The sequence below is a fragment of the Bacillus sp. N447-1 genome (assembly GCF_022701035.1).
Classification (GTDB): domain Bacteria; phylum Bacillota; class Bacilli; order Bacillales; family Bacillaceae_G; genus Bacillus_A; species Bacillus_A cereus.
On sequence record NZ_CP065509.1, the window covers coordinates 3086067 to 3105985 of the forward strand.

Below are 19919 nucleotides of genomic sequence, written 5' to 3' on the forward strand. Positions count from 1 at the left end.
GGCTTTGAAAAAGAAATTAGGTTTACTAGCCATGCTTATTGCATTAATGGCGATTACTGCTGGCTGTAGTGAAGTAAATCAGCCAATTACACCAAAAAGCACTGGAATTTGGAATGAATACTTCGTATACCCGCTTTCTCAGTTAATCACGTATTTTGCAAACTTATTTAACAGTAATTATGGTTTAGCAATTGTTGTTACGACTCTTATCATTCGTTTTGCGTTATTACCATTAATGATTAAACAAACGAAGAGTACGAAAGCGATGCAAGCGTTACAACCGGAAATGGTGAAGTTAAAAGAGAAATATAGCTCTAAAGATCAAGCGACACAGCAAAAACTGCAGCAAGAAATGATGCAGTTATACCAAAAAAATGGTGTAAATCCATTAGCTGGTTGTTTACCAATCTTTATTCAAATGCCAATTCTGTTCGCTTTTTATCATGCAATTATGAGAACAGCTGAAATTAAACAACATAGTTTCTTATGGTTCGATTTAGGACATGCAGACCCGTTCTATATCTTACCAGTCGTTGCAGCAATTACGACATTTATTCAGCAAAAGCTTGCAATGGCAGGAACAGCTGGTCAAAATCCACAAATGGCAATGATGCTTTGGCTTATGCCGATTATGATTTTAATCTTTGCAATTAACTTCCCAGCTGCATTATCACTTTACTGGGTTGTTGGTAATATCTTTGGTATTGCTCAAATGTACTTTATTAAAGGGCCAGAGATTAAGGCTAGTAAGGCTGGTAAAGCTGGAGGCTCAAGCAAGTGAGTGTAATTACTGCTAAAGGACAAACAGTCGAGCTGGCAGTAGAGGATGCTTTAAGGCAATTAAATACATCAAAAGATCGAGTAGATATAAATATTGTCGATGAGGGTAAAAGGGGATTCTTAGGTTTATTTGGGAATCGCCCTGCAGTAGTAGAAGTTGTATTGAAGAAAGATCCAATTCAAGAATGTGAAGAATATTTAAGAAATGTTATTCACGATATGGGTGTGGAAGTCGAGATTAGTAAAATTGTAAAAGGACGCGAAATCGAATTCACAATTTCTGGTGATAATGTAGGTGTTTTAATTGGGAAAAGAGGTAATACATTGAACTCTTTACAGTATTTAACAAAACTTGTCGCGAATCGTAACACGAAGCAGTATATCGGTATTACACTAGATGCTGAAAATTATCGTAGTAAAAGAAAAAGTACGTTAGAATCACTTTCTTATCGATTAGCGAAACAAGTATTTAATACGAAAAAAAGAGTTATTTTAGAACCGATGCCATCTTTTGAACGAAAAATTATTCATCAGGCATTATCAAATCATCAAGGTATCAATACAACTTCTGAAGGAAATGAACCACATCGGCATGTTGTAATATCTCCTAAATGACCGGTTGCTCAAATGAGTGCCGGTTTTTTTGAGCGGAAAATAGATGTGGATAACTAAAAAACACTAAACTTATCCACTGTGAATAAGTTTAGTGTTTTTTACATGGGGATATAATAAAATGAGTTATTCTTCTTTTGTAGATAGGTTCGTTATGGTATCCTAATAATTTAGTGAAAGAAATAATCATGTTGAAATAGAGATAAATAAGCAAGTGAGGTGAAAGGACATGGAATTTGATACAATTGCTGCGATTTCCACAGCGCTTGGAGAGGGTGCAATTGCCATTGTTCGAGTAAGTGGGGATGATGCGGTTGAGAAAGTTGATCGTATTTTTAAGGGGAAGGATTTAACAGAGGTTCCTTCTCACACTATTCATTATGGTCATATTGTTGATTTAGATACAAATCAAGTTATTGAAGAAGTTATGGTGTCTATTATGCGCGCACCAAGGACTTTTACACGTGAAAATATAGTGGAAATTAACTGTCACGGTGGACTTGTTTCAGTAAATAAAGTATTGCAACTTATTCTAGCACAAGGAGTACGATTGGCAGAACCGGGCGAATTTACAAAACGTGCTTTTTTAAATGGACGTATCGACTTATCACAAGCAGAAGCTGTTATGGATTTGATTCGAGCAAAAACAGATCGTGCGATGAATGTAGCAATTAATCAAATGGAAGGGCGATTATCTAAATTAATTGGTCTTTTGCGTCAAGAAATATTAGAAACATTAGCTCATGTTGAGGTAAATATAGATTATCCAGAATACGATGATGTAGAAGAGATGACACATAATATTTTAATTGAGAAAGCGACGCATGTTCGTTCGGAAATCGAAAAAATATTAGAAACATCAAAACAGGGGAAAATTTTACGTGAAGGTATTGCTACAGCAATTATCGGTAGACCTAACGTTGGGAAATCATCGTTATTAAATAGTCTTGTTCAGGAGAAAAAGGCAATTGTAACTGATATTGCAGGAACAACTCGTGATGTTATTGAAGAGTACGTTAACGTGCGTGGTGTACCTCTTAAACTTATAGATACAGCCGGTATTCGGGAGACAGAAGATGTTGTTGAACGAATTGGTGTGGAACGTTCAAAAGAAATGATGAGCCAAGCGGATTTAGTATTAGTTGTTGTCAACTATAGCGAGGCTTTAACAAATGAGGATGAAGATCTATTCCGTGCGGTACAAGGAAAAGACTTTATTGTTATTGTGAATAAGACTGATTTACCGCAAGCGATTGATATGGAACGTATTACAGAGTTAGCCGCGGGAAATCGTGTTATTACAACATCCTTAATTGAGGAACAAGGAATAGATGAACTCGAAAAGGCAATAGCTGATTTATTCTTTGAAGGAACAATCGATTCTGCAGATATGACATATGTTTCTAATGCGAGACATATTGGATTATTAACACAAGCAGGAAAAACAATCGGTGATGCAGTTGAGGCGATTGAAAATGGTGTACCAATTGATATGGTACAAATTGATTTAACAAGAACGTGGGAAATACTTGGTGAAATTACTGGGGACACAGTGCATGAAAGCTTAATTGACCAGTTGTTCTCTCAATTTTGTTTAGGAAAATAATATAGTGAAGTTGTAGAAAGATAGAGATTATTAGGAGGAATAAACAATGGGATACAATGCCGGTTCATACGATGTCATAGTAATCGGTGCAGGTCATGCAGGATGTGAAGCTGGTCTTGCGGCAGCACGAATGGGCTCAAAAACATTAATGTTAACAATTAATTTGGATATGGTAGCATTCATGCCATGTAACCCTTCTGTTGGTGGACCAGCAAAAGGGATTGTTGTTCGTGAAATTGATGCATTAGGCGGAGAAATGGGACGTAATATTGATAAAACTCATATTCAAATGCGTATGCTAAATACAGGTAAGGGACCAGCCGTACGTGCACTTCGAGCGCAAGCTGATAAATTCGCTTACCAACATGAATTAAAGAAAACAATTGAAGAAACACCAAACTTAACGTTGTTCCAAGGAATGGTAGAGCGTTTAATCGTTGAAGAAGGTGTATGTAAAGGGGTAGTTACACAAGCTGGTGCAGAATATACAGCAAAAACCGTTGTAATTACAACTGGAACATTTTTACGCGGCGAGATTATCATGGGCGACTTAAAATATTCAAGCGGTCCAAATAATCAGCAACCGTCTATTACATTATCTGAGCATTTAGAGGAACTTGGATTTGATCTTGTTAGATTTAAAACAGGGACACCTCCGCGTGTAAACAGTAATACAATTGACTACAGTAAAACAGAAATTCAACCAGGTGATGATAAGCCACGTGCGTTCTCTTTTGAAACAACGAAATTTATTATGGATCAAATTCCATGTTGGTTGACATATACAAGTACAGAAACACACCGTTTAATAGATGAAAATTTACATCGTTCAGCTATGTATTCTGGTATGATTAAAGGAACAGGCCCTAGATATTGTCCTTCTATTGAAGACAAAGTAGTAAGATTTAATGATAAACCACGTCATCAAATTTTCTTAGAGCCAGAAGGGCGTAATACACAAGAAGTATATGTACAAGGTTTATCCACAAGCTTACCAGAAGATGTACAACGTGACATGCTTAGAACAATTCCAGGCCTAGAAAATGTTGAAATGATGCGTACAGGTTATGCAATTGAATATGATGCAATTGTGCCAACACAACTATGGCCAACACTTGAAACGAAAAAGATTAAAAATTTATATACAGCAGGACAAATTAATGGAACTTCTGGTTACGAAGAGGCGGCCGGACAAGGGCTTATGGCTGGAATTAATGCAGCATGCCGTTCTTTAGGTAAAAAAGAAGTTGTTTTAGGTCGCGAGGATGCTTATATTGGCGTCTTAATTGATGATCTTGTAACGAAAGGTACAAATGAACCATATCGTTTATTAACGTCTCGTGCAGAATACCGTCTATTATTACGCCACGATAATGCTGATCTTCGTTTAACTGAAGTTGGTCGTGAAATTGGATTAATTAAAGAAGAGCGCTATGAGCGATTTACAAATAAAAAATTACAAATTGAACAGGAAAAGGAACGTTTAAGCAGCATTATTATTAAACCACGTCCTGAAGTTCAAGAATTAATTCGCAATATTGGCGGAAGTGAATTGAAAGATGGAATACGTGCAAGTGACTTATTACGTCGTCCAGAGATGACATATGAGCATATTCATCTTTTAGTACCAAGTGAAGTAGAATTAAGTGATGAAGTTAAAGAACAAGTTGAAATTCAGATTAAGTATGAAGGGTATATTGAAAAATCTTTACAGCAAGTAGAGCGTATGAAGAAAATGGAGAGTAAAAAAATCCCTGTAGATATTGATTATGATGCGATTTCTAGCCTTGCTTCAGAAGCTAGACAGAAATTGAAAGATGTTCGTCCACTTTCAATGGGGCAGGCTTCACGTATTTCTGGCGTAAATCCAGCGGATATTTCCATTTTACTTGTGTATATAGAACAAGGAAAAATTGCACGCGTATCGAACCAATAAATAGTAAGGAGATATTGCTAGATGAACATAGAACAATTTCAATCTATGCTAGAAGAGAAGGGAATCACCCTCTCTTCTAGACAGTTAGAGCAGTTCAAAATCTACTTTGAAACATTAGTAGAGTGGAATGAAAAAATGAACTTAACGGCTATTACAGAAAAAGAAGAAGTATATTTAAAACACTTTTTTGATTCCATTACAGCTGCTTTTTATTATGATTTTTCAAAACCATTCTCAATTTGTGATGTTGGTGCAGGGGCTGGATTCCCAAGTATTCCTTTAAAAATTTGTTTCCCGCACTTAAAAGTAACAATTGTAGATTCATTGCAAAAACGTATTAATTTCTTAAATCACTTAGCCCAAAAGTTAGAATTAAGTGATGTTGCATTTTGTCACGATCGTGCTGAAACATTTGGGAAAAAAGAAGGTGTACGTGAATCATACGATATTGTAATGGCACGTGCAGTTGCGCGTCTTTCTGTATTAAGTGAGCTATGTTTACCACTTGTAAAAGTTGGAGGAACATTCATTGCAATGAAAGGTGCAGCAGCAAACGAAGAAATTGAAAATGGCAAGTATGCTTTAGAGGTGCTAGGCGGAGAGTTGAAAGAGATGTCTACTTTCCAATTACCATTTGAAGAGAGTGAACGTAATATTTTATTAATCGAGAAAAAGCGCAAGACACCAAAGAAATATCCACGCAAACCGGGAACACCCAATAAATTACCTATTGAAAAATAAATCTTATTAGACGTAAGATTAAATTATATAAATGAAAACGTAAATGTTTCATAGGAAACATTTTATGGAGAATAGTCAATAGGCCTAAAAGGTGGTGGAATATGTATGAAAAATACGTTTTCTCGTTTATTTGGCTTTGGAGATAAAGAGAGCGAATTCGAATTACAAGACGAAAGCCATGAAGAGATAGATAAAAAGGTATATGAAGAAATACAAGAAATTCCGATAGTAAATATTACCCCTAACCGTTATCAACCAAGAACAGTTTTTGATGATGCGCGTATTGATGAGCTAGCATTAACAATTCGTACACATGGACTTATTCAACCGATTGTTGTAAGGCAATATGAGGATGATAAGTACGAGATTATTGCTGGAGAAAGACGTTTTCGCGCGGCAACAAAGTTAGGTTGGGAAAAGGTTCCTGCAATTATAAAGAATTTAAATGATACAGAGACAGCTTCTGTAGCTTTAATTGAAAACTTGCAACGTGAGGAACTAACGGCAATCGAGGAAGCTGTGGCATATCAAAAGCTGATTGAGTTACATAATTTAACACAAGAAGCATTGGCACAACGACTTGGAAAAGGACAATCTACAATCGCAAATAAGTTGCGCTTATTAAAGTTGCCTGAAGAAATAAAAAGTGCATTATTAGAAAAAAGCATTACAGAACGTCATGCCCGCGCTCTCATTCCTTTAAAAAATGAGGAATTACAACTGAAGGTTTTACAGGAAATTGTTGAGAAACAACTAAATGTAAAGCAAACAGAAGAACGAATTGCGAAGTTACTAGAGGAAGCGAAACCGAAGCGTAAGGCAAAGCAAAAAGCAGTAAGTAGAGATACGAGGATTGCTATGAATACAATTAGACAATCTTTACAAATGGTTACTGAAAGTGGTTTGAATGTTAATTCTGAGGAAGAAGAATTTGATGAGTACTATCAAATTACAATTAAAATTCCAAAGAAAAAATAATAATGACGTGCTAGAGACCTTATCCTATTGGAGAGGTCTCTTTTACTATATTTTCTTGTTAAATGAAGAAGGAGTTTAGAAATAAATTTTGAAGTTTAATAAAGGACGTAAAAGAAAAAGTTTTATTTCATGTTACAATAAACGTAATTGTTACTAGAATAAGATAGAAAGGTTGAAAGTAGGTGACATCATGGGAAAAATCATTGCTATTGCTAATCAAAAAGGCGGTGTTGGAAAAACAACAACATCTGTTAATTTAGGGGCTGGATTGGCGCAAGTAGGTAAAAAAGTCCTTCTTGTAGATATTGATGCTCAAGGAAATGCAACGACTGGTGTGGGAATTGAAAAATCTGAATTAGATCAATGTATTTACAACGTTCTTGTGGAAGATGCAGATGTTCAAGGGGTTATACAGAAAACCGCAACTGAAAACTTAGATGTTCTACCCGCTACAATTCAATTGGCTGGTGCTGAAATTGAATTGGTACCGACTATTTCCCGGGAAGTACGTTTGCAAAGAGCATTACAGCCAGTTCGTGATGAATATGACTATATTATTATCGACTGTCCCCCATCTTTAGGGTTATTAACGATTAATGCATTAACAGCAGCAGATTCTGTTATTATTCCTGTACAGTGTGAATATTACGCACTAGAAGGGTTAAGTCAGCTATTAAATACAGTTCGACTTGTACAAAAACATTTAAATAAAAATTTAGCAATTCAAGGTGTATTGTTAACAATGTTGGATGCCCGTACAAATTTAGGGATTCAAGTTATAGATGAAGTGAAAAAGTATTTTAGGGATAAAGTATATCGCTCGATTATTCCGCGTAATGTACGCTTGAGCGAGGCTCCAAGTCATGGGAAACCTATTATGCAGTATGACGCTAAATCAAGAGGAGCAGAAGTGTATATAGATTTAGCAGAGGAAGTGATTGCAGGTGGCTAAAGGATTAGGAAGAGGAATTAATGTGTTTTTTCCTGATTTAGATGTGAAAGAAGAGGAAACAATTCAGGAGATTCTTGTAACTGAATTAAGGCCGAATCCATATCAACCGCGTAAACACTTTAATAAAGAGGCGATTCAGGAATTAGCAATTTCGATTAAGGAACACGGTATTCTACAACCATTAATTGCTAGGAAGAGTATTAAAGGATATGAAATTGTTGCAGGTGAAAGACGATTTCGTGCTGCAAAAGAGGCTGGTTTAGAAAAAGTACCTGCGGTTGTAAGACAATTAACTGAACAGCAAATGATGGAATTTGCTTTGTTAGAAAACTTACAACGAGAAGATTTAAATCCTATGGAAGAGGCAATGGCATACCAGATGTTAATGAATGAGCTAAATGTAACGCAAGAACAATTAGCGAAACGTCTTGGTAAAAGCAGACCTTACATTGCAAATTATACTCGGTTATTAAGCCTACCTTCTTTCGTACAAGATATGATTGCAAATGGTCAACTTTCAATGGCTCATGGGAGAACTTTACTTACGATAAAAGATGAAGAACAATTGAAGTCCTTATTGAAACGCATTGAAAAAGAAGGATTAAATGTTCGTCAATTAGAGAAAATCGTCCAAGAGATTAATCAACACGTTTCACGTGAAACAAAAAAAGTGAAAAAAGAGCGAAATATATTTTTCGTAGAACGTGAAACGTTCTTAAGAGAAAAGTTTGGCACAGATGTGAAAATTAAAGAGACGAAAAAAGAAAAAGGTAAAATCGAAATTGAATTTTTTAATAAAGAAGATTTAAATCGTATTTTAGAACTATTAGCACAGAAAAATTAAAAAGCAAACCATCTTATTATTTATAGATGGTTTGCTTTTTTTAATGCGGATAATTTTTGATCCGTCTCTTTTATACTTTTTGCGATTACATCAGCCATTTTCATGACTAAACTTAATCTTGTATTTTGAAGAACGAAAAACTCCATAAACCCATTTAGATTGACGATACCGTGTATGTGCAAATCACCAACTGCAGGTAATTTCTTATTCATAGCAGCTCCAGGTTTACTAGGTCCCTTTCCAGTAGTGATTGATCCGATATTTTGGGACTTTCCTAAACATGCATCAACAGCAATTATAAATGCAGTAGGATATTCTTTCTGTATATTCTGAATTTTCTCTTCTAAATTTAGCGCATGTACTGGCTCATCTAGTGTACCGAATACTTGGAGGTTTTGGATGTCTATTTGTTCAAGTTTTGTACCAACTAATGGGCCGAGTGCGTCACCTGTAGAGCGATCTGTGCCGATACAAACGAGAATGAGTGGTATATTAGTTTTAATAGGAATATGGGTAAGTAAGAAATTACTGATTATCTCAGAGGCTTCTAGATCTTGGTGCATAACGTTTTGAGTTTCTTTCTCAAAAAATGGTAAGCGAAAACTTCCAATATTCATGAAGCACCCATCCTTTTAATAAATTTTCAATATATGTTATATGGTGAGGAAAATGGAAAGTTATAAGTGCGTAATTTTTGCAAAATGTGAATGAAAACGGAAATAATAGTACTAGTATATATATATTCGTTCCATTTTATACCTGGATGTCGGGGATAAAATAGGATTAAAATCATAAAATTTTTTCAGCAATTAGGGGACTTCTGATACAATAATAAGGGTAACTAAAAAGAAATTTTAGCTAGAGAGGTAGAGGTACATGGATTTATTAGCGAAGTGGTTTAATTCTATGAAACAGTATTTATTAGATGCTGATCGTTGGGCTCATATTGGAGTGGCGACATTAAAAATATGTATTATTTTAACAATTGGTGCAGTTGTTGTGCGAATTGCAAGGGCGGTTGTACGAAATGCGTTTCGTATGGGGAGTCGTTCTCCAATTCAAATTTCAGAACGTCGTACAGTTACAGTAGCGAAATTACTTGAAAATATTGTAGCGTACGTTGTTATGTTCATTATGCTAATTGCGATTTTAGGTGTGTTTGATATTAATGCATCAGGTTTATTAGCGGGTGCTGGGGTAATTGGTTTAGCAGTCGGATTTGGTGCTCAAAGTTTAGTGAAAGACGTTATTACAGGTTTATTTATTTTGTTAGAAGATCAGTTTTCAGTTGGCGATTATGTTAAAATCGGTCAATTTGAAGGAGTCGTTTTAGAAATTGGACTTCGTACAACGAAAGTAAAGAGTTGGACAGGTGAAATTCATACTTTACCAAATGGAAGTATTATTCAAGTTACTAACTACTCAGTTAGTAATAGTGTAGCGTTTGTTGATGTATCTATTTCATATGAGGCTGATATTGCGAAAGCAGAGCAAGTTATTGAAGATTTATTAGTAGAATTACCTTCAAAGTACGAAAAAATGGTAACAACACCTCAATTATTAGGTGTGCAAACATTAGCTGCATCAGAAGTTATATTACGTGTTATTGCTGAAGTAGAACCGATGCAACATGCAGTTATTGCAAGGGCACTTCGTAAAGAGATTAAAAATCGTCTTGATTTACATGGAATTGAAATTCCATATCCACGTATGGTTTTATATAATCGTGAAGAATTAGTTAGTGGAAAAGCAATTTAGTATGGAGAGGAGTTTGGAGAATGGAGCAAAAGGAATATAACTTGTATGATGTTGTGGAAATGAAGAAAGCCCATCCATGTGGCGAGAATCGTTGGAAAATTATTCGTATGGGAATGGATATCCGCATTAAGTGCGAGGGGTGTGACCATTCAGTAATGATTCCTCGAAGAGAGTTTGATCGTAAGGTGAAAAAAATACTTGTGAAGCACGAAGAATAGAGGGAGAGTAACAGTTACAGTAGGTAACTGTTACTTTTTTTCGTTTGGCGGAAACTTGTCATTTTTTTCGTTACTATCTATAATGATGAAAGATTGAGACATAGGAGTGAAAAATATGGGATTAACGGCTGGGATTGTTGGATTACCTAACGTAGGGAAGTCCACTTTATTTAATGCAATTACACAAGCAGGAGCAGAATCTGCGAACTATCCATTCTGTACAATTGATCCAAACGTAGGGATTGTAGAAGTACCAGATGAGCGTTTAAATAAATTAACGGAATTAGTAGAACCGAAAAAGACTGTTCCGACTGTATTCGAGTTTACTGATATTGCAGGTATCGTAAAAGGTGCTAGTAAAGGTGAAGGTTTAGGAAATAAATTCTTATCTCACATTCGTCAAGTAGATGCAATTTGCCAAGTTGTTCGTTGTTTTGAAGACGAAAATATTACGCACGTTTCAGGGAAAGTAGATCCAATTGATGATATTGAAACAATCAATTTAGAGCTAATTTTAGCGGATTTAGAGTCTGTTGATAAGCGTATCGAGCGTGTTGCGAAATTAGCAAGACAAAAAGATAAAGAAGCGGTATATGAGCATGAAATTTTAGTTCGTTTAAAAGAAGCTTTTGAAGAGGGAAAACCAGCTCGTACTGTTGAATTTACAGAAGAGCAGATGAAGATTGTTAAAGGCCTTCATTTACTTACAACAAAAGAAATGTTATACGTAGCGAATGTAAGTGAAGACGATATTATCGATCCTTCGGAAAATAAATACGTACAAATGGTAAAAGAATTTGCAGCAAATGAAAATTCTCAAGTAATCGTTGTATGTGCAAAAATTGAATCAGAAATCGCTGAATTAGACGAAGAAGAGAAAAAAGTATTCCTTGAAGAATTAGGAATTGAAGAGTCTGGTTTAGATCAATTAATTCGTGCAGCATATGACCTATTAGGACTTGCTACGTACTTTACAGCTGGCGTTCAAGAAGTACGTGCTTGGACATTTAAACAAGGAATGAAGGCACCACAATGTGCTGGTGTTATTCATACAGACTTTGAGCGTGGATTTATTCGTGCAGAAACAGTTTCTTACGATGATTTAATGACAAACGGTTCTATGACAGCTGCAAAAGAAGCTGGAAAAGTACGTTTAGAAGGAAAAGAATATATCGTAAAAGACGGAGATGTTATGCACTTCCGTTTTAACGTTTAATTTAATATTTCCTAGGAAAAATAAAGATATGAACTTGGCAAATATATTATATGTTTGCCAAGTTTTTTATGTATTGGTGAGTTGATTCATATAACTTACTATGATATAATCTAAACTCGTGAGTAATTACTATAAATTAATTGCTCCTTGCCCATTACGGGCCGTTTAGACCAAAAGGAGGTGAAAGTGTAATGAGAAAGTACGAAATTATGTACATCATTCGTCCTGGCGTTGAAGAAGAAGCTCAAAAAGCTTTAGTTGAACGTTTTGCAGGTGTTTTAACAAACAATGGTGCAGAAATCATTAACACGAAAGAGTGGGGTAAGCGTCGTTTAGCTTACGAAATCAACGACTTACGTGAAGGTTTCTACATGATCTTAAACGTGAAATCTAACGCAGAAGCGATTAACGAATTCGACCGTTTAGCTAAGATCAACGAAGACATCCTTCGTCATATCGTTGTTAAAGAAGAAGAAAAATAATTGATATATAAGGGAGAGTGGTTCGATTGATGAATCGTGTTATCCTCGTTGGTCGTTTAACTAAGGACCCTGACTTACGTTACACGCCCAATGGTGTCGCAGTAGCTACTTTTACGTTAGCTGTGAATCGCGCATTTGCCAATCAGCAAGGTGAGCGTGAAGCTGACTTTATTAATTGTGTAATATGGCGTAAACAAGCAGAAAACGTAGCAAATTATTTGAAAAAAGGTAGCTTAGCAGGCGTAGATGGGCGTCTTCAAACTCGTAATTACGAGGGACAAGATGGTAAACGTGTATACGTAACAGAAGTTCTTGCGGAAAGCGTGCAATTTTTAGAGCCGCGTAATGGCGGTGGGGAGCAACGTGGTTCATTTAATCAGCAACCATCAGGAGCTGGTTTCGGTAACCAAGGCTCTAACCCATTTGGTCAATCTAGTAATTCAGGTAACCAAGGTAACTCTGGATTTACGAAGAATGACGATCCATTTTCAAATGTAGGTCAACCGATCGACATTTCCGACGACGATTTACCGTTCTAATACAGTAAATTTGTTAGTTTTAACAAAGAATGGAGGGAAATAGACATGGCAGGACGCAAAGGTGGACGTGCGAAACGTCGTAAGGTGTGTTTCTTCACAGCTAACGGCATCACTCGCATTGACTATAAAGATGTTGATTTATTAAAACGTTTCGTTTCTGAGCGTGGTAAAATTTTACCTCGTCGTGTAACAGGAACAAGCGCAAAATACCAACGCAAACTTACAGTTGCAATTAAACGTGCTCGTCAAATGGCACTTTTACCATATGTTGGTGAATAATAGCGTATGAAATGCACAGTAGAGTCGGACTCTACTGTGCATTTTGCTATGCTTTTCTTTTTGAAAGAGAGGTTAAAATGTGAAACAAACAAAGTTTATTACAGAAGGTGCAGCATTATTAGCTATATATGCAATTTTATTGCTTATATCTATGTATGTTCCGATTTTGGGTACAGTTGTAACTTTTGCGTTGCCGTTACCATTTATACTATTAATGATAAGACATAAACTATCTAATGTGCTCGTGGTTTTTGTAGCAGCACTTTTTGTTACTATTATTGTGAGCCAACCGCTGAATTTAGTGAAGACAATTATGTTTGGATTGATAGGGATTGTTTTAGGATATATGTATAAAACAAGAAAAAAGCCAGTTGAAATCTTAATAGCGGGGACGCTTGCATACTTAATTGGTTTTGTACTTATTTATGTTGCGAGTATAAAGTTTTTCAACATAGATATAATGAAGCAAATGCAAAGTATGTTTAGTGAAAGTATGGCGAAAAGCGAAAAGATAGTAAGTGCTACAGGTATGCCGATTAGTAAGGAACAAAAAGAGCTACTTGCACAAATGAATGATATATTACAATCGTTACTTCCAAGTATACTTGTGCTAGTTTCAGTATGTTTTTCTTGGATTACAGTGATAATATCAGGTAGTGTTTTGAAAAAGTTAAAACATGAAGTTATATCTTGGCCTAAATTTAAAGATATACAATTACCAAAGAGTATCATTTGGTATTACGTTATATTTATTTTGTTAGCAACTTTTATAAAAGTAGAACCAACATCATATTTACATATGGTATTTTCTAACCTAAATGTCATATTTGCGCTATTGCTTGTACTGCAAGGTCTGACATTTATCGCCTTTTTAGCGTATAGAAAAGGTTTTACTAAAGGGGTTCCTATTATTAGTTTTATTGCATGCATGTTTATTCCGATGCTGTTTCCTCTTGTGACAATCTTAGGTATAATTGACTTAGGGATTTCATTGCGTTCTAAAATAGGGGGATAAAATAATATTCCTTATACTATTTTAATCTGTTTAACTAACTGGAAGGTAAGTTAGTTTTACTTTATAGGAGTTGTATACATGCCTGAATTTGATAAGAAACAGTGGTTTTTATATCCTGTTTATGTATTGGCATTTTTTGTGTTTGTGCTCATTTCAATTCTCTGTTATTTTCATTTAATTATGGGTATAGCTGCTTTTGTCATTTTTTGTATCGTATTCTTTATCGTTATACGATTTGAACTTAATTTTCAAAGGAATTTCGAAAAGCATACGACAGATATGATTACAAGAGTAAAGAAAGTAAGTAATGAAGCATTTAACCAAATGCCGATTGGTATTTTGTTATACAATAAGGATTATGGGATTGATTGGGCAAATCCTTATTTATCTTCATGTCTGGGACAGCACGCATTAGCTGGATGGCACCTTTACGATGTATCAGAAACATTACTTCTTTTCATTAAAGGAGAAACTTCTGATGATATAGTCTCTTTAAATAATCGAAAGTTTCGCGTTTTTGTAAGGAAAGAAGAAAAGTTAATTTATTTCTTTGATGTAACGGAACAAACAGAAATCGAAAAGATGTACGAGGATCAAAGGACTGTTTTAGCTGTCATCTATTTGGATAATTATGATGAAGTTACACAAGGATTAGATGATCAATTACGTACGAATATAACAAGTCTTGTGACATCGCGACTAAATGAATGGGCACTTAAGTATGGTGCTTATTTAAAACGTGCATCTTCAGAAAGATTCTTCGTTGTGCTAAATGAAAGTATTTTGACGCAGATGGAGAAAGGGAAATTTAGCATTTTAGATCAGGTGCGTGAAGAAACATCTAAAAGGAATATACCACTTACATTAAGTGTGGGTGTCGGATCAGGTGATTTACCTTTATCAGAGCTTGGAGCAATGGCTCAATCTGGTTTAGATCTTGCGCTTGGGCGTGGGGGAGACCAAGTAGCTATTAAACAAGCGACAGGTAAAGTTAAGTTCTATGGAGGTAAGACAAATCCGGTTGAAAAACGTACCCGTGTACGCGCCAGGGTCATTTCGCATGCGTTAAAGGATTTAGTATTAGAAAGTAGTAATGTCATTATTATGGGGCATAGGGCTCCCGATATGGACGCAATTGGTGCTGCGATTGGTATTTTAAAAGTGGCTCAATTAAATGAGCGTAAAGGATATATTGTGTTAGATGAAAATGATTCCGATAAAGGAATTAAGCGTTTGATGGACAAAGTGAAACAAAATGAGGAGTTATGGTCTCATTTTATTACTCCAGAGCAAGCGATGGAATTTGCAAATGATGAGTCGTTACTTGTTGTTGTCGATACGCATAAACCTTCTATGGTGATGGAGCAAAAACTGTTACATAAAATTGAAAATGTAGTAGTTATTGATCATCATCGCCGTGGAGAAGATTTTATTGAAGACCCATTGCTAGTTTATATGGAACCATATGCTTCTTCAACGGCAGAATTGGTTACAGAATTACTTGAGTATCAACCTAAAAATTTAAAGATGACAATGTTAGAAGCGACGGCATTGTTAGCGGGTATTATTGTCGACACGAAAAGTTTCACATTCCGGACAGGGGCTCGTACATTTGATGCTGCTTCTTATTTACGCTCACATGGTGCAGATACTGTACTTGTACAAGAACTTTTAAAGGAAGATATGGATCAGTATTTACGGGTTGCAAAAGCTATAAAAAATGCGTACATTTATAAAAATGGAATTGCGATTGCTAAAGTTGATAGTGATGATTACTACGATCAAGTGCTTATTGCGCAATCGGCAGACACGTTATTAACGATGACAGGGATTATTGCATCATTTGTTGTTGCGAAACGTGGCGAGAATCTCATTGGAATTAGCAGCAGGTCTTTAGGTGAAGTGAATGTGCAGCTAATTATGGAAAACTTAGGCGGTGGCGGGCATTTGACGAATGCAGCCACACAGATGAAAAATGTTACAGTAGATGAAGCTGAGGAGAAGCTTCGATTTGTTATTGATGACTATTTACAGGGAGGCACACAATCATGAAAGTAATTTTTCTAAAAGACGTAAAAGGTAAAGGTAAAAAAGGAGAAGTAAAAAACGTACCAGATGGCTATGCAAATAACTTCTTACTAAAACAAGGATTAGCTGCTGAAGCAACAAATAGCAGTATGAAAACTTTAGAAGCTCAAAAGCGTAAAGAAGAAAAAGATGCAGCAGCAGAGCTTGAAAATGCAAAAGAGTTAAAAGAGACTTTAGAGAAATTAACTGTAGAATTAAAGGCGAAATCTGGAGAAGGTGGCCGTTTATTTGGTTCTATCACAAGCAAACAAATCGTAGATGCAATGCAAAAATCACACAAGATTAAACTTGATAAACGTAAATTTGAAATGGACGATGCAATCCGTGCGCTAGGTTATACAAACGTTACTGTGAAATTGCATCCACAAGTAACAGCAACAGTAAAAGTTCATGTTAGTGAACAATAAAAATAAATTAAGCAAGGAGGATTGCGTATGAGTGATGTACTTGCTGATCGTACCCCTCCGCATAATATAGAGGCTGAGCAGGCGGTTTTAGGGGCCATATTGATTAATCAAGATGCGTTAACTTCAGCATCAGAGTTATTGGTACCTGATTCGTTCTATCGAACGAAACATCAAAAGATTTTTGAAGTCATGCTTGGGCTATCTGATAAGGGAGAGCCGATCGACTTAGTAATGATGACATCAGCAATGGCTGATCAAGGATTACTAGAAGAGGTTGGTGGGGTTTCTTACTTAGCAGAGTTAGCAGAAGTTGTGCCAACTGCAGCTAACGTAGAATATTACGCACGCATCATCGCTGAAAAGGCGCTTTTACGTCGTTTAATTCGCACGGCGACTCATATTGTATCGGATGGATACGAGAGAGAAGATGATGTGGATGGTCTTTTAAACGAGGCTGAGAAAAAAATATTAGAAGTATCCCATCAAACGAATGCAAAAGCATTCCAAAACATTAAAGATGTTCTTGTAGATGCTTATGACAAAATTGAACTTTTGCATAATCAAAAGGGTGAAGTTACTGGGATACCAACTGGGTTTACTGAATTAGATAAGATGACAGCAGGTTTCCAACGAAATGATTTAATTATCGTGGCAGCACGTCCATCAGTAGGGAAAACGGCATTTTCATTAAATATTGCACAAAACGTAGCGACGAAAACGGATGAAAATGTAGCGATTTTTAGTTTGGAGATGGGTGCTGATCAGCTTGTTATGCGTATGCTTTGTGCAGAAGGGAATATTGATGCACAAAGACTTCGTACTGGTTCATTAACTTCCGATGATTGGGCAAAATTAACAATGGCAATGGGGAGTCTCTCAAATGCTGGTATATATATTGATGATACGCCAGGTATTAAAGTAAATGAGATTCGAGCAAAATGCCGTAGATTAAAGCAAGAACAAGGTCTTGGTATGATTTTGATTGACTATTTGCAGCTTATTCAAGGAAGTGGGAAATCAGGAGAAAACCGTCAGCAGGAAGTATCTGAGATTTCGCGTACCTTAAAAGGGATTGCGCGTGAATTGCAAGTGCCTGTTATTGCTTTATCACAGTTATCTCGTGGTGTAGAATCTCGTCAAGATAAACGCCCGATGATGTCTGATATTCGTGAATCTGGAAGTATTGAGCAGGATGCTGATATTGTAGCTTTCCTATATCGTGAAGACTACTATGATCGAGAAACGGAAAACAAAAATACAATTGAAATTATTATTGCAAAACAACGTAACGGTCCAGTAGGTTCAGTGGAACTTGCATTCGTCAAAGAGTTCAATAAGTTCGTTAACTTAGAACGTCGTTTTGAGGATGGACATGCTCCACCGGCATAAAGGCAGTATAAAAAAGAAACACATTTCTTATAATAAGATGTGTTTCTTTTTTTTTATAAGAAAGATAAGGCTTTCATAAGTTAAATATATAATTCTTACGAACGAAAATGTTTTTTTGTGAAAAAATGTTCGCTTTTCGGTTGACTTCTCTTTCGGTTTTGGTACAATTATATTGTTTGAATAGATCGTTTGAAAATTGCGGAGGTGCTTTAATAATGTCTTCAGTAGTAGTTGTAGGAACACAATGGGGCGACGAAGGAAAAGGTAAAATCACTGATTTTCTTTCTGAGCATGCGGAAGTAGTTGCAAGATATCAAGGTGGAAATAACGCGGGACATACAATTGTTTTCGGCGGAGTTAAATATAAATTACACTTAATTCCATCTGGTATTTTCTATAAAGAGAAAATTTGTGTAATCGGAAACGGATTAGTAGTAGATCCAAAAGCATTACTTGAAGAGTTAAAATACTTACACGATCGTGGTGTAAGTACTGATAATTTACGTGTAAGTAACCGTGCACATGTTATTTTACCTTACCACTTAAAACAAGATGAGTTAGAAGAAGCAAGTAAAGGTGATAACAAAATCGGTACAACGAAAAAAGGTATCGGTCCTGCATATATGGATAAAGCTGCTCGTATTGGTATTCGTATGGCTGATCTTTTAGACCGTGAAGCATTTAAAGAGAAGCTTGAGCGCAATTTAGTAGAAAAAAATCGTTTATTTGAAAAAATGTACGATACAGAAGGTTTCACTGTAGAAGAAATTTTCGAAGAGTACTTCGAGTACGGGCAACAAATCGCGCAATATGTATGTGATACGTCTGTTGTATTAAATGATGCATTAGATAATAATCACCGTGTATTATTTGAAGGTGCGCAAGGTGTTATGCTTGATATTGACCACGGTACGTACCCGTTCGTTACATCTTCTAACCCAATTGCTGGTGGTGTAACAGTTGGAACTGGAGTTGGTCCTGCGAAAGTTACTCGCGTTGTAGGTGTATGTAAAGCATATACAAGCCGCGTTGGTGATGGTCCATTCCCTACTGAGCTTCATGATGAAATTGGTCATCAAATTCGTGAAGTTGGTCGCGAGTATGGAACGACAACTGGTCGTCCACGCCGCGTAGGTTGGTTCGATAGCGTTGTTGTAAGACATGCACGTCGTGTTAGTGGTTTAACGGATCTATCATTAAATTCTATCGACGTTTTAACAGGTATTCCAACTCTTAAAATTTGTGTAGCTTACAAATACAATGGCGAAGTTATTGATGAAGTTCCAGCTAACTTAAACATTTTAGCGAAATGTGAGCCTGTATATGAAGAGCTTCCAGGTTGGGAAGAAGATATTACTGGTGTAAAATCATTAGATGAACTTCCTGAAAATGCACGAAAATACGTAGAACGTGTTTCTGAGTTAACAGGAATTCAAATATCTATGTTCTCAGTTGGACCAGATCGTAACCAAACAAATATTGTACGTAACGTATACGAAGCTTAATTAACATTTTTTGAAAAAAAACTCATGTCTGCATGAGTTTTTTTCTTATTCTTTTATAAAAAAACAAAAAAAGTATTGCAATAAATACAGAATACATGTTATGATACATCTTGTCGTCACGAAAATATGACGTTGGTGAGTATGAGCCATTAGCTCAGTTGGTAGAGCATCTGACTTTTAATCAGAGGGTCGAAGGTTCGAGTCCTTCATGGCTCACCATTTTATTTTTCGTGGCCCGTTGGTCAAGTGGTTAAGACACCGCCCTTTCACGGCGGTAACACGGGTTCGAATCCCGTACGGGTCATGTTTTTTTTTGCTTATTTTTGGTCCCGTGGTGTAGTGGTTAACATGCCTGCCTGTCACGCAGGAGATCGCCGGTTCGACCCCGGTCGGGACCGCCACTTTTGTTTATACCACCATTAGTGGTTTTATATATAGTTTTGGCTCGGTAGCTCAGTCGGTAGAGCAGAGGACTGAAAATCCTCGTGTCGGCGGTTCGATTCCGTCCCGAGCCACTCTCAGGATATTAAGTGGGCCCACTTAATATCCTTTTTATTTATGTAATTTTACAAAA

General features: G+C 36.2%; 20 protein-coding genes and 4 tRNA genes. 23 read left to right on the plus strand and 1 reads right to left on the minus strand.

The window, feature by feature from the left end:
• The first annotated feature begins 4 nt into the window (after positions 1 to 4).
• The 8 genes from spoIIIJ (at position 5) to spo0J (ending at position 8449) form a co-directional block, all read left to right on the plus strand.
• Positions 5 to 781 (plus strand): YidC family membrane integrase SpoIIIJ, encoded by a 777-nt coding sequence (spoIIIJ, locus tag IQ781_RS15640; protein WP_000727734.1) that lies wholly within the window; start codon positions 5 to 7, stop codon positions 779 to 781.
• Positions 778 to 1395: an RNA-binding cell elongation regulator Jag/EloR gene (jag, locus tag IQ781_RS15645; protein WP_000111516.1), complete on the plus strand. Its 618-nt coding sequence runs from the start codon at positions 778 to 780 to the stop codon at positions 1393 to 1395. The genes spoIIIJ and jag overlap by 4 nt, the downstream gene beginning before the upstream one ends.
• A gap of 226 nt (positions 1396 to 1621) precedes the next feature.
• On the plus strand, positions 1622 to 2998 hold the full coding sequence (gene mnmE / locus IQ781_RS15650) for a tRNA uridine-5-carboxymethylaminomethyl(34) synthesis GTPase MnmE (RefSeq protein ID WP_000393756.1): 1377 nt from the start codon (positions 1622 to 1624) through the stop codon (positions 2996 to 2998).
• Between the two features lie 46 nt (positions 2999 to 3044).
• Entirely contained in the window at positions 3045 to 4934 is a 1890-nt protein-coding gene (mnmG, locus tag IQ781_RS15655; RefSeq protein WP_000541031.1) for a tRNA uridine-5-carboxymethylaminomethyl(34) synthesis enzyme MnmG, read from the plus strand.
• Positions 4935 to 4955: 21 nt separating this feature from the next.
• Positions 4956 to 5675 carry a 16S rRNA (guanine(527)-N(7))-methyltransferase RsmG gene (rsmG, locus tag IQ781_RS15660; RefSeq protein WP_001019628.1) on the plus strand — a complete coding sequence of 240 codons (720 nt, stop codon included), beginning with the start codon at positions 4956 to 4958 and terminating at the stop codon, positions 5673 to 5675.
• A 105-nt stretch (positions 5676 to 5780) separates the two neighbouring features.
• Positions 5781 to 6653, plus strand: coding sequence for a nucleoid occlusion protein (gene noc, locus IQ781_RS15665; protein WP_000799016.1), 873 nt, complete (start codon positions 5781 to 5783; stop codon positions 6651 to 6653).
• A gap of 190 nt (positions 6654 to 6843) precedes the next feature.
• Positions 6844 to 7605, plus strand: coding sequence for a sporulation initiation inhibitor protein Soj (soj, locus tag IQ781_RS15670; protein WP_000516114.1), 762 nt, complete (start codon positions 6844 to 6846; stop codon positions 7603 to 7605).
• Entirely contained in the window at positions 7598 to 8449 is an 852-nt protein-coding gene (gene spo0J, locus IQ781_RS15675) for a stage 0 sporulation protein Spo0J (protein ID WP_001051832.1), read from the plus strand. Before soj ends, spo0J begins: the two co-directional genes overlap by 8 nt.
• Before the next feature lie 20 nt (positions 8450 to 8469).
• On the opposite strand, the gene yyaC is transcribed toward spo0J, so the two are convergent.
• On the minus strand, positions 8470 to 9066 hold the full coding sequence (gene yyaC / locus IQ781_RS15680; protein ID WP_001020714.1) for a spore protease YyaC: 597 nt from the start codon (positions 9064 to 9066) through the stop codon (positions 8470 to 8472).
• 259 nt (positions 9067 to 9325) lie between these two features.
• Between yyaC and IQ781_RS15685 the strand changes: the two genes are divergently transcribed.
• From IQ781_RS15685 to IQ781_RS15755, 15 genes are all read left to right on the plus strand, one after another.
• Complete coding sequence (locus IQ781_RS15685; protein ID WP_000364814.1) at positions 9326 to 10207, plus strand: mechanosensitive ion channel family protein; 882 nt, start codon at positions 9326 to 9328, stop codon at positions 10205 to 10207.
• A 20-nt stretch (positions 10208 to 10227) separates the two neighbouring features.
• Positions 10228 to 10425 (plus strand): DUF951 domain-containing protein, encoded by a 198-nt coding sequence (locus IQ781_RS15690; protein WP_000435485.1) that lies wholly within the window; start codon positions 10228 to 10230, stop codon positions 10423 to 10425.
• A gap of 115 nt (positions 10426 to 10540) precedes the next feature.
• A complete protein-coding gene (ychF, locus tag IQ781_RS15695; protein ID WP_000524657.1) occupies positions 10541 to 11641 on the plus strand; it encodes a redox-regulated ATPase YchF in 1101 nt (366 codons plus the stop codon).
• Between the two features lie 191 nt (positions 11642 to 11832).
• Positions 11833 to 12123 (plus strand): 30S ribosomal protein S6, encoded by a 291-nt coding sequence (gene rpsF / locus IQ781_RS15700; RefSeq protein WP_001233778.1) that lies wholly within the window; start codon positions 11833 to 11835, stop codon positions 12121 to 12123.
• A gap of 26 nt (positions 12124 to 12149) precedes the next feature.
• The gene (gene ssb / locus IQ781_RS15705) at positions 12150 to 12662 is read left to right on the plus strand and encodes a single-stranded DNA-binding protein (protein WP_000981966.1); all 513 of its coding nucleotides are present in this window, start codon (positions 12150 to 12152) and stop codon (positions 12660 to 12662) included.
• A 45-nt stretch (positions 12663 to 12707) separates the two neighbouring features.
• A complete protein-coding gene (gene rpsR, locus IQ781_RS15710; RefSeq protein WP_000918873.1) occupies positions 12708 to 12941 on the plus strand; it encodes a 30S ribosomal protein S18 in 234 nt (77 codons plus the stop codon).
• A gap of 79 nt (positions 12942 to 13020) precedes the next feature.
• A complete protein-coding gene (locus tag IQ781_RS15715; protein ID WP_000814840.1) occupies positions 13021 to 13956 on the plus strand; it encodes a YybS family protein in 936 nt (311 codons plus the stop codon).
• A gap of 78 nt (positions 13957 to 14034) precedes the next feature.
• Positions 14035 to 16008: a DHH family phosphoesterase gene (locus IQ781_RS15720; protein WP_001113785.1), complete on the plus strand. Its 1974-nt coding sequence runs from the start codon at positions 14035 to 14037 to the stop codon at positions 16006 to 16008.
• Entirely contained in the window at positions 16005 to 16451 is a 447-nt protein-coding gene (gene rplI / locus IQ781_RS15725; RefSeq protein WP_000864228.1) for a 50S ribosomal protein L9, read from the plus strand. The genes IQ781_RS15720 and rplI overlap by 4 nt, the downstream gene beginning before the upstream one ends.
• A 27-nt stretch (positions 16452 to 16478) precedes the next feature.
• Entirely contained in the window at positions 16479 to 17840 is a 1362-nt protein-coding gene (dnaB, locus tag IQ781_RS15730) for a replicative DNA helicase (protein ID WP_050229053.1), read from the plus strand.
• 215 nt (positions 17841 to 18055) lie between these two features.
• Positions 18056 to 19345 (plus strand): adenylosuccinate synthase, encoded by a 1290-nt coding sequence (locus IQ781_RS15735; protein WP_000100238.1) that lies wholly within the window; start codon positions 18056 to 18058, stop codon positions 19343 to 19345.
• A 143-nt stretch (positions 19346 to 19488) separates the two neighbouring features.
• Positions 19489 to 19564 (plus strand) — tRNA-Lys (locus tag IQ781_RS15740).
• Positions 19565 to 19577: 13 nt separating this feature from the next.
• Positions 19578 to 19649 (plus strand) — tRNA-Glu (locus IQ781_RS15745).
• A gap of 21 nt (positions 19650 to 19670) precedes the next feature.
• Positions 19671 to 19746, plus strand: a tRNA-Asp gene (locus tag IQ781_RS15750).
• 41 nt (positions 19747 to 19787) lie between these two features.
• Positions 19788 to 19860 (plus strand) — tRNA-Phe (locus tag IQ781_RS15755).
• The last annotated feature ends 59 nt before the right edge of the window (positions 19861 to 19919 follow it).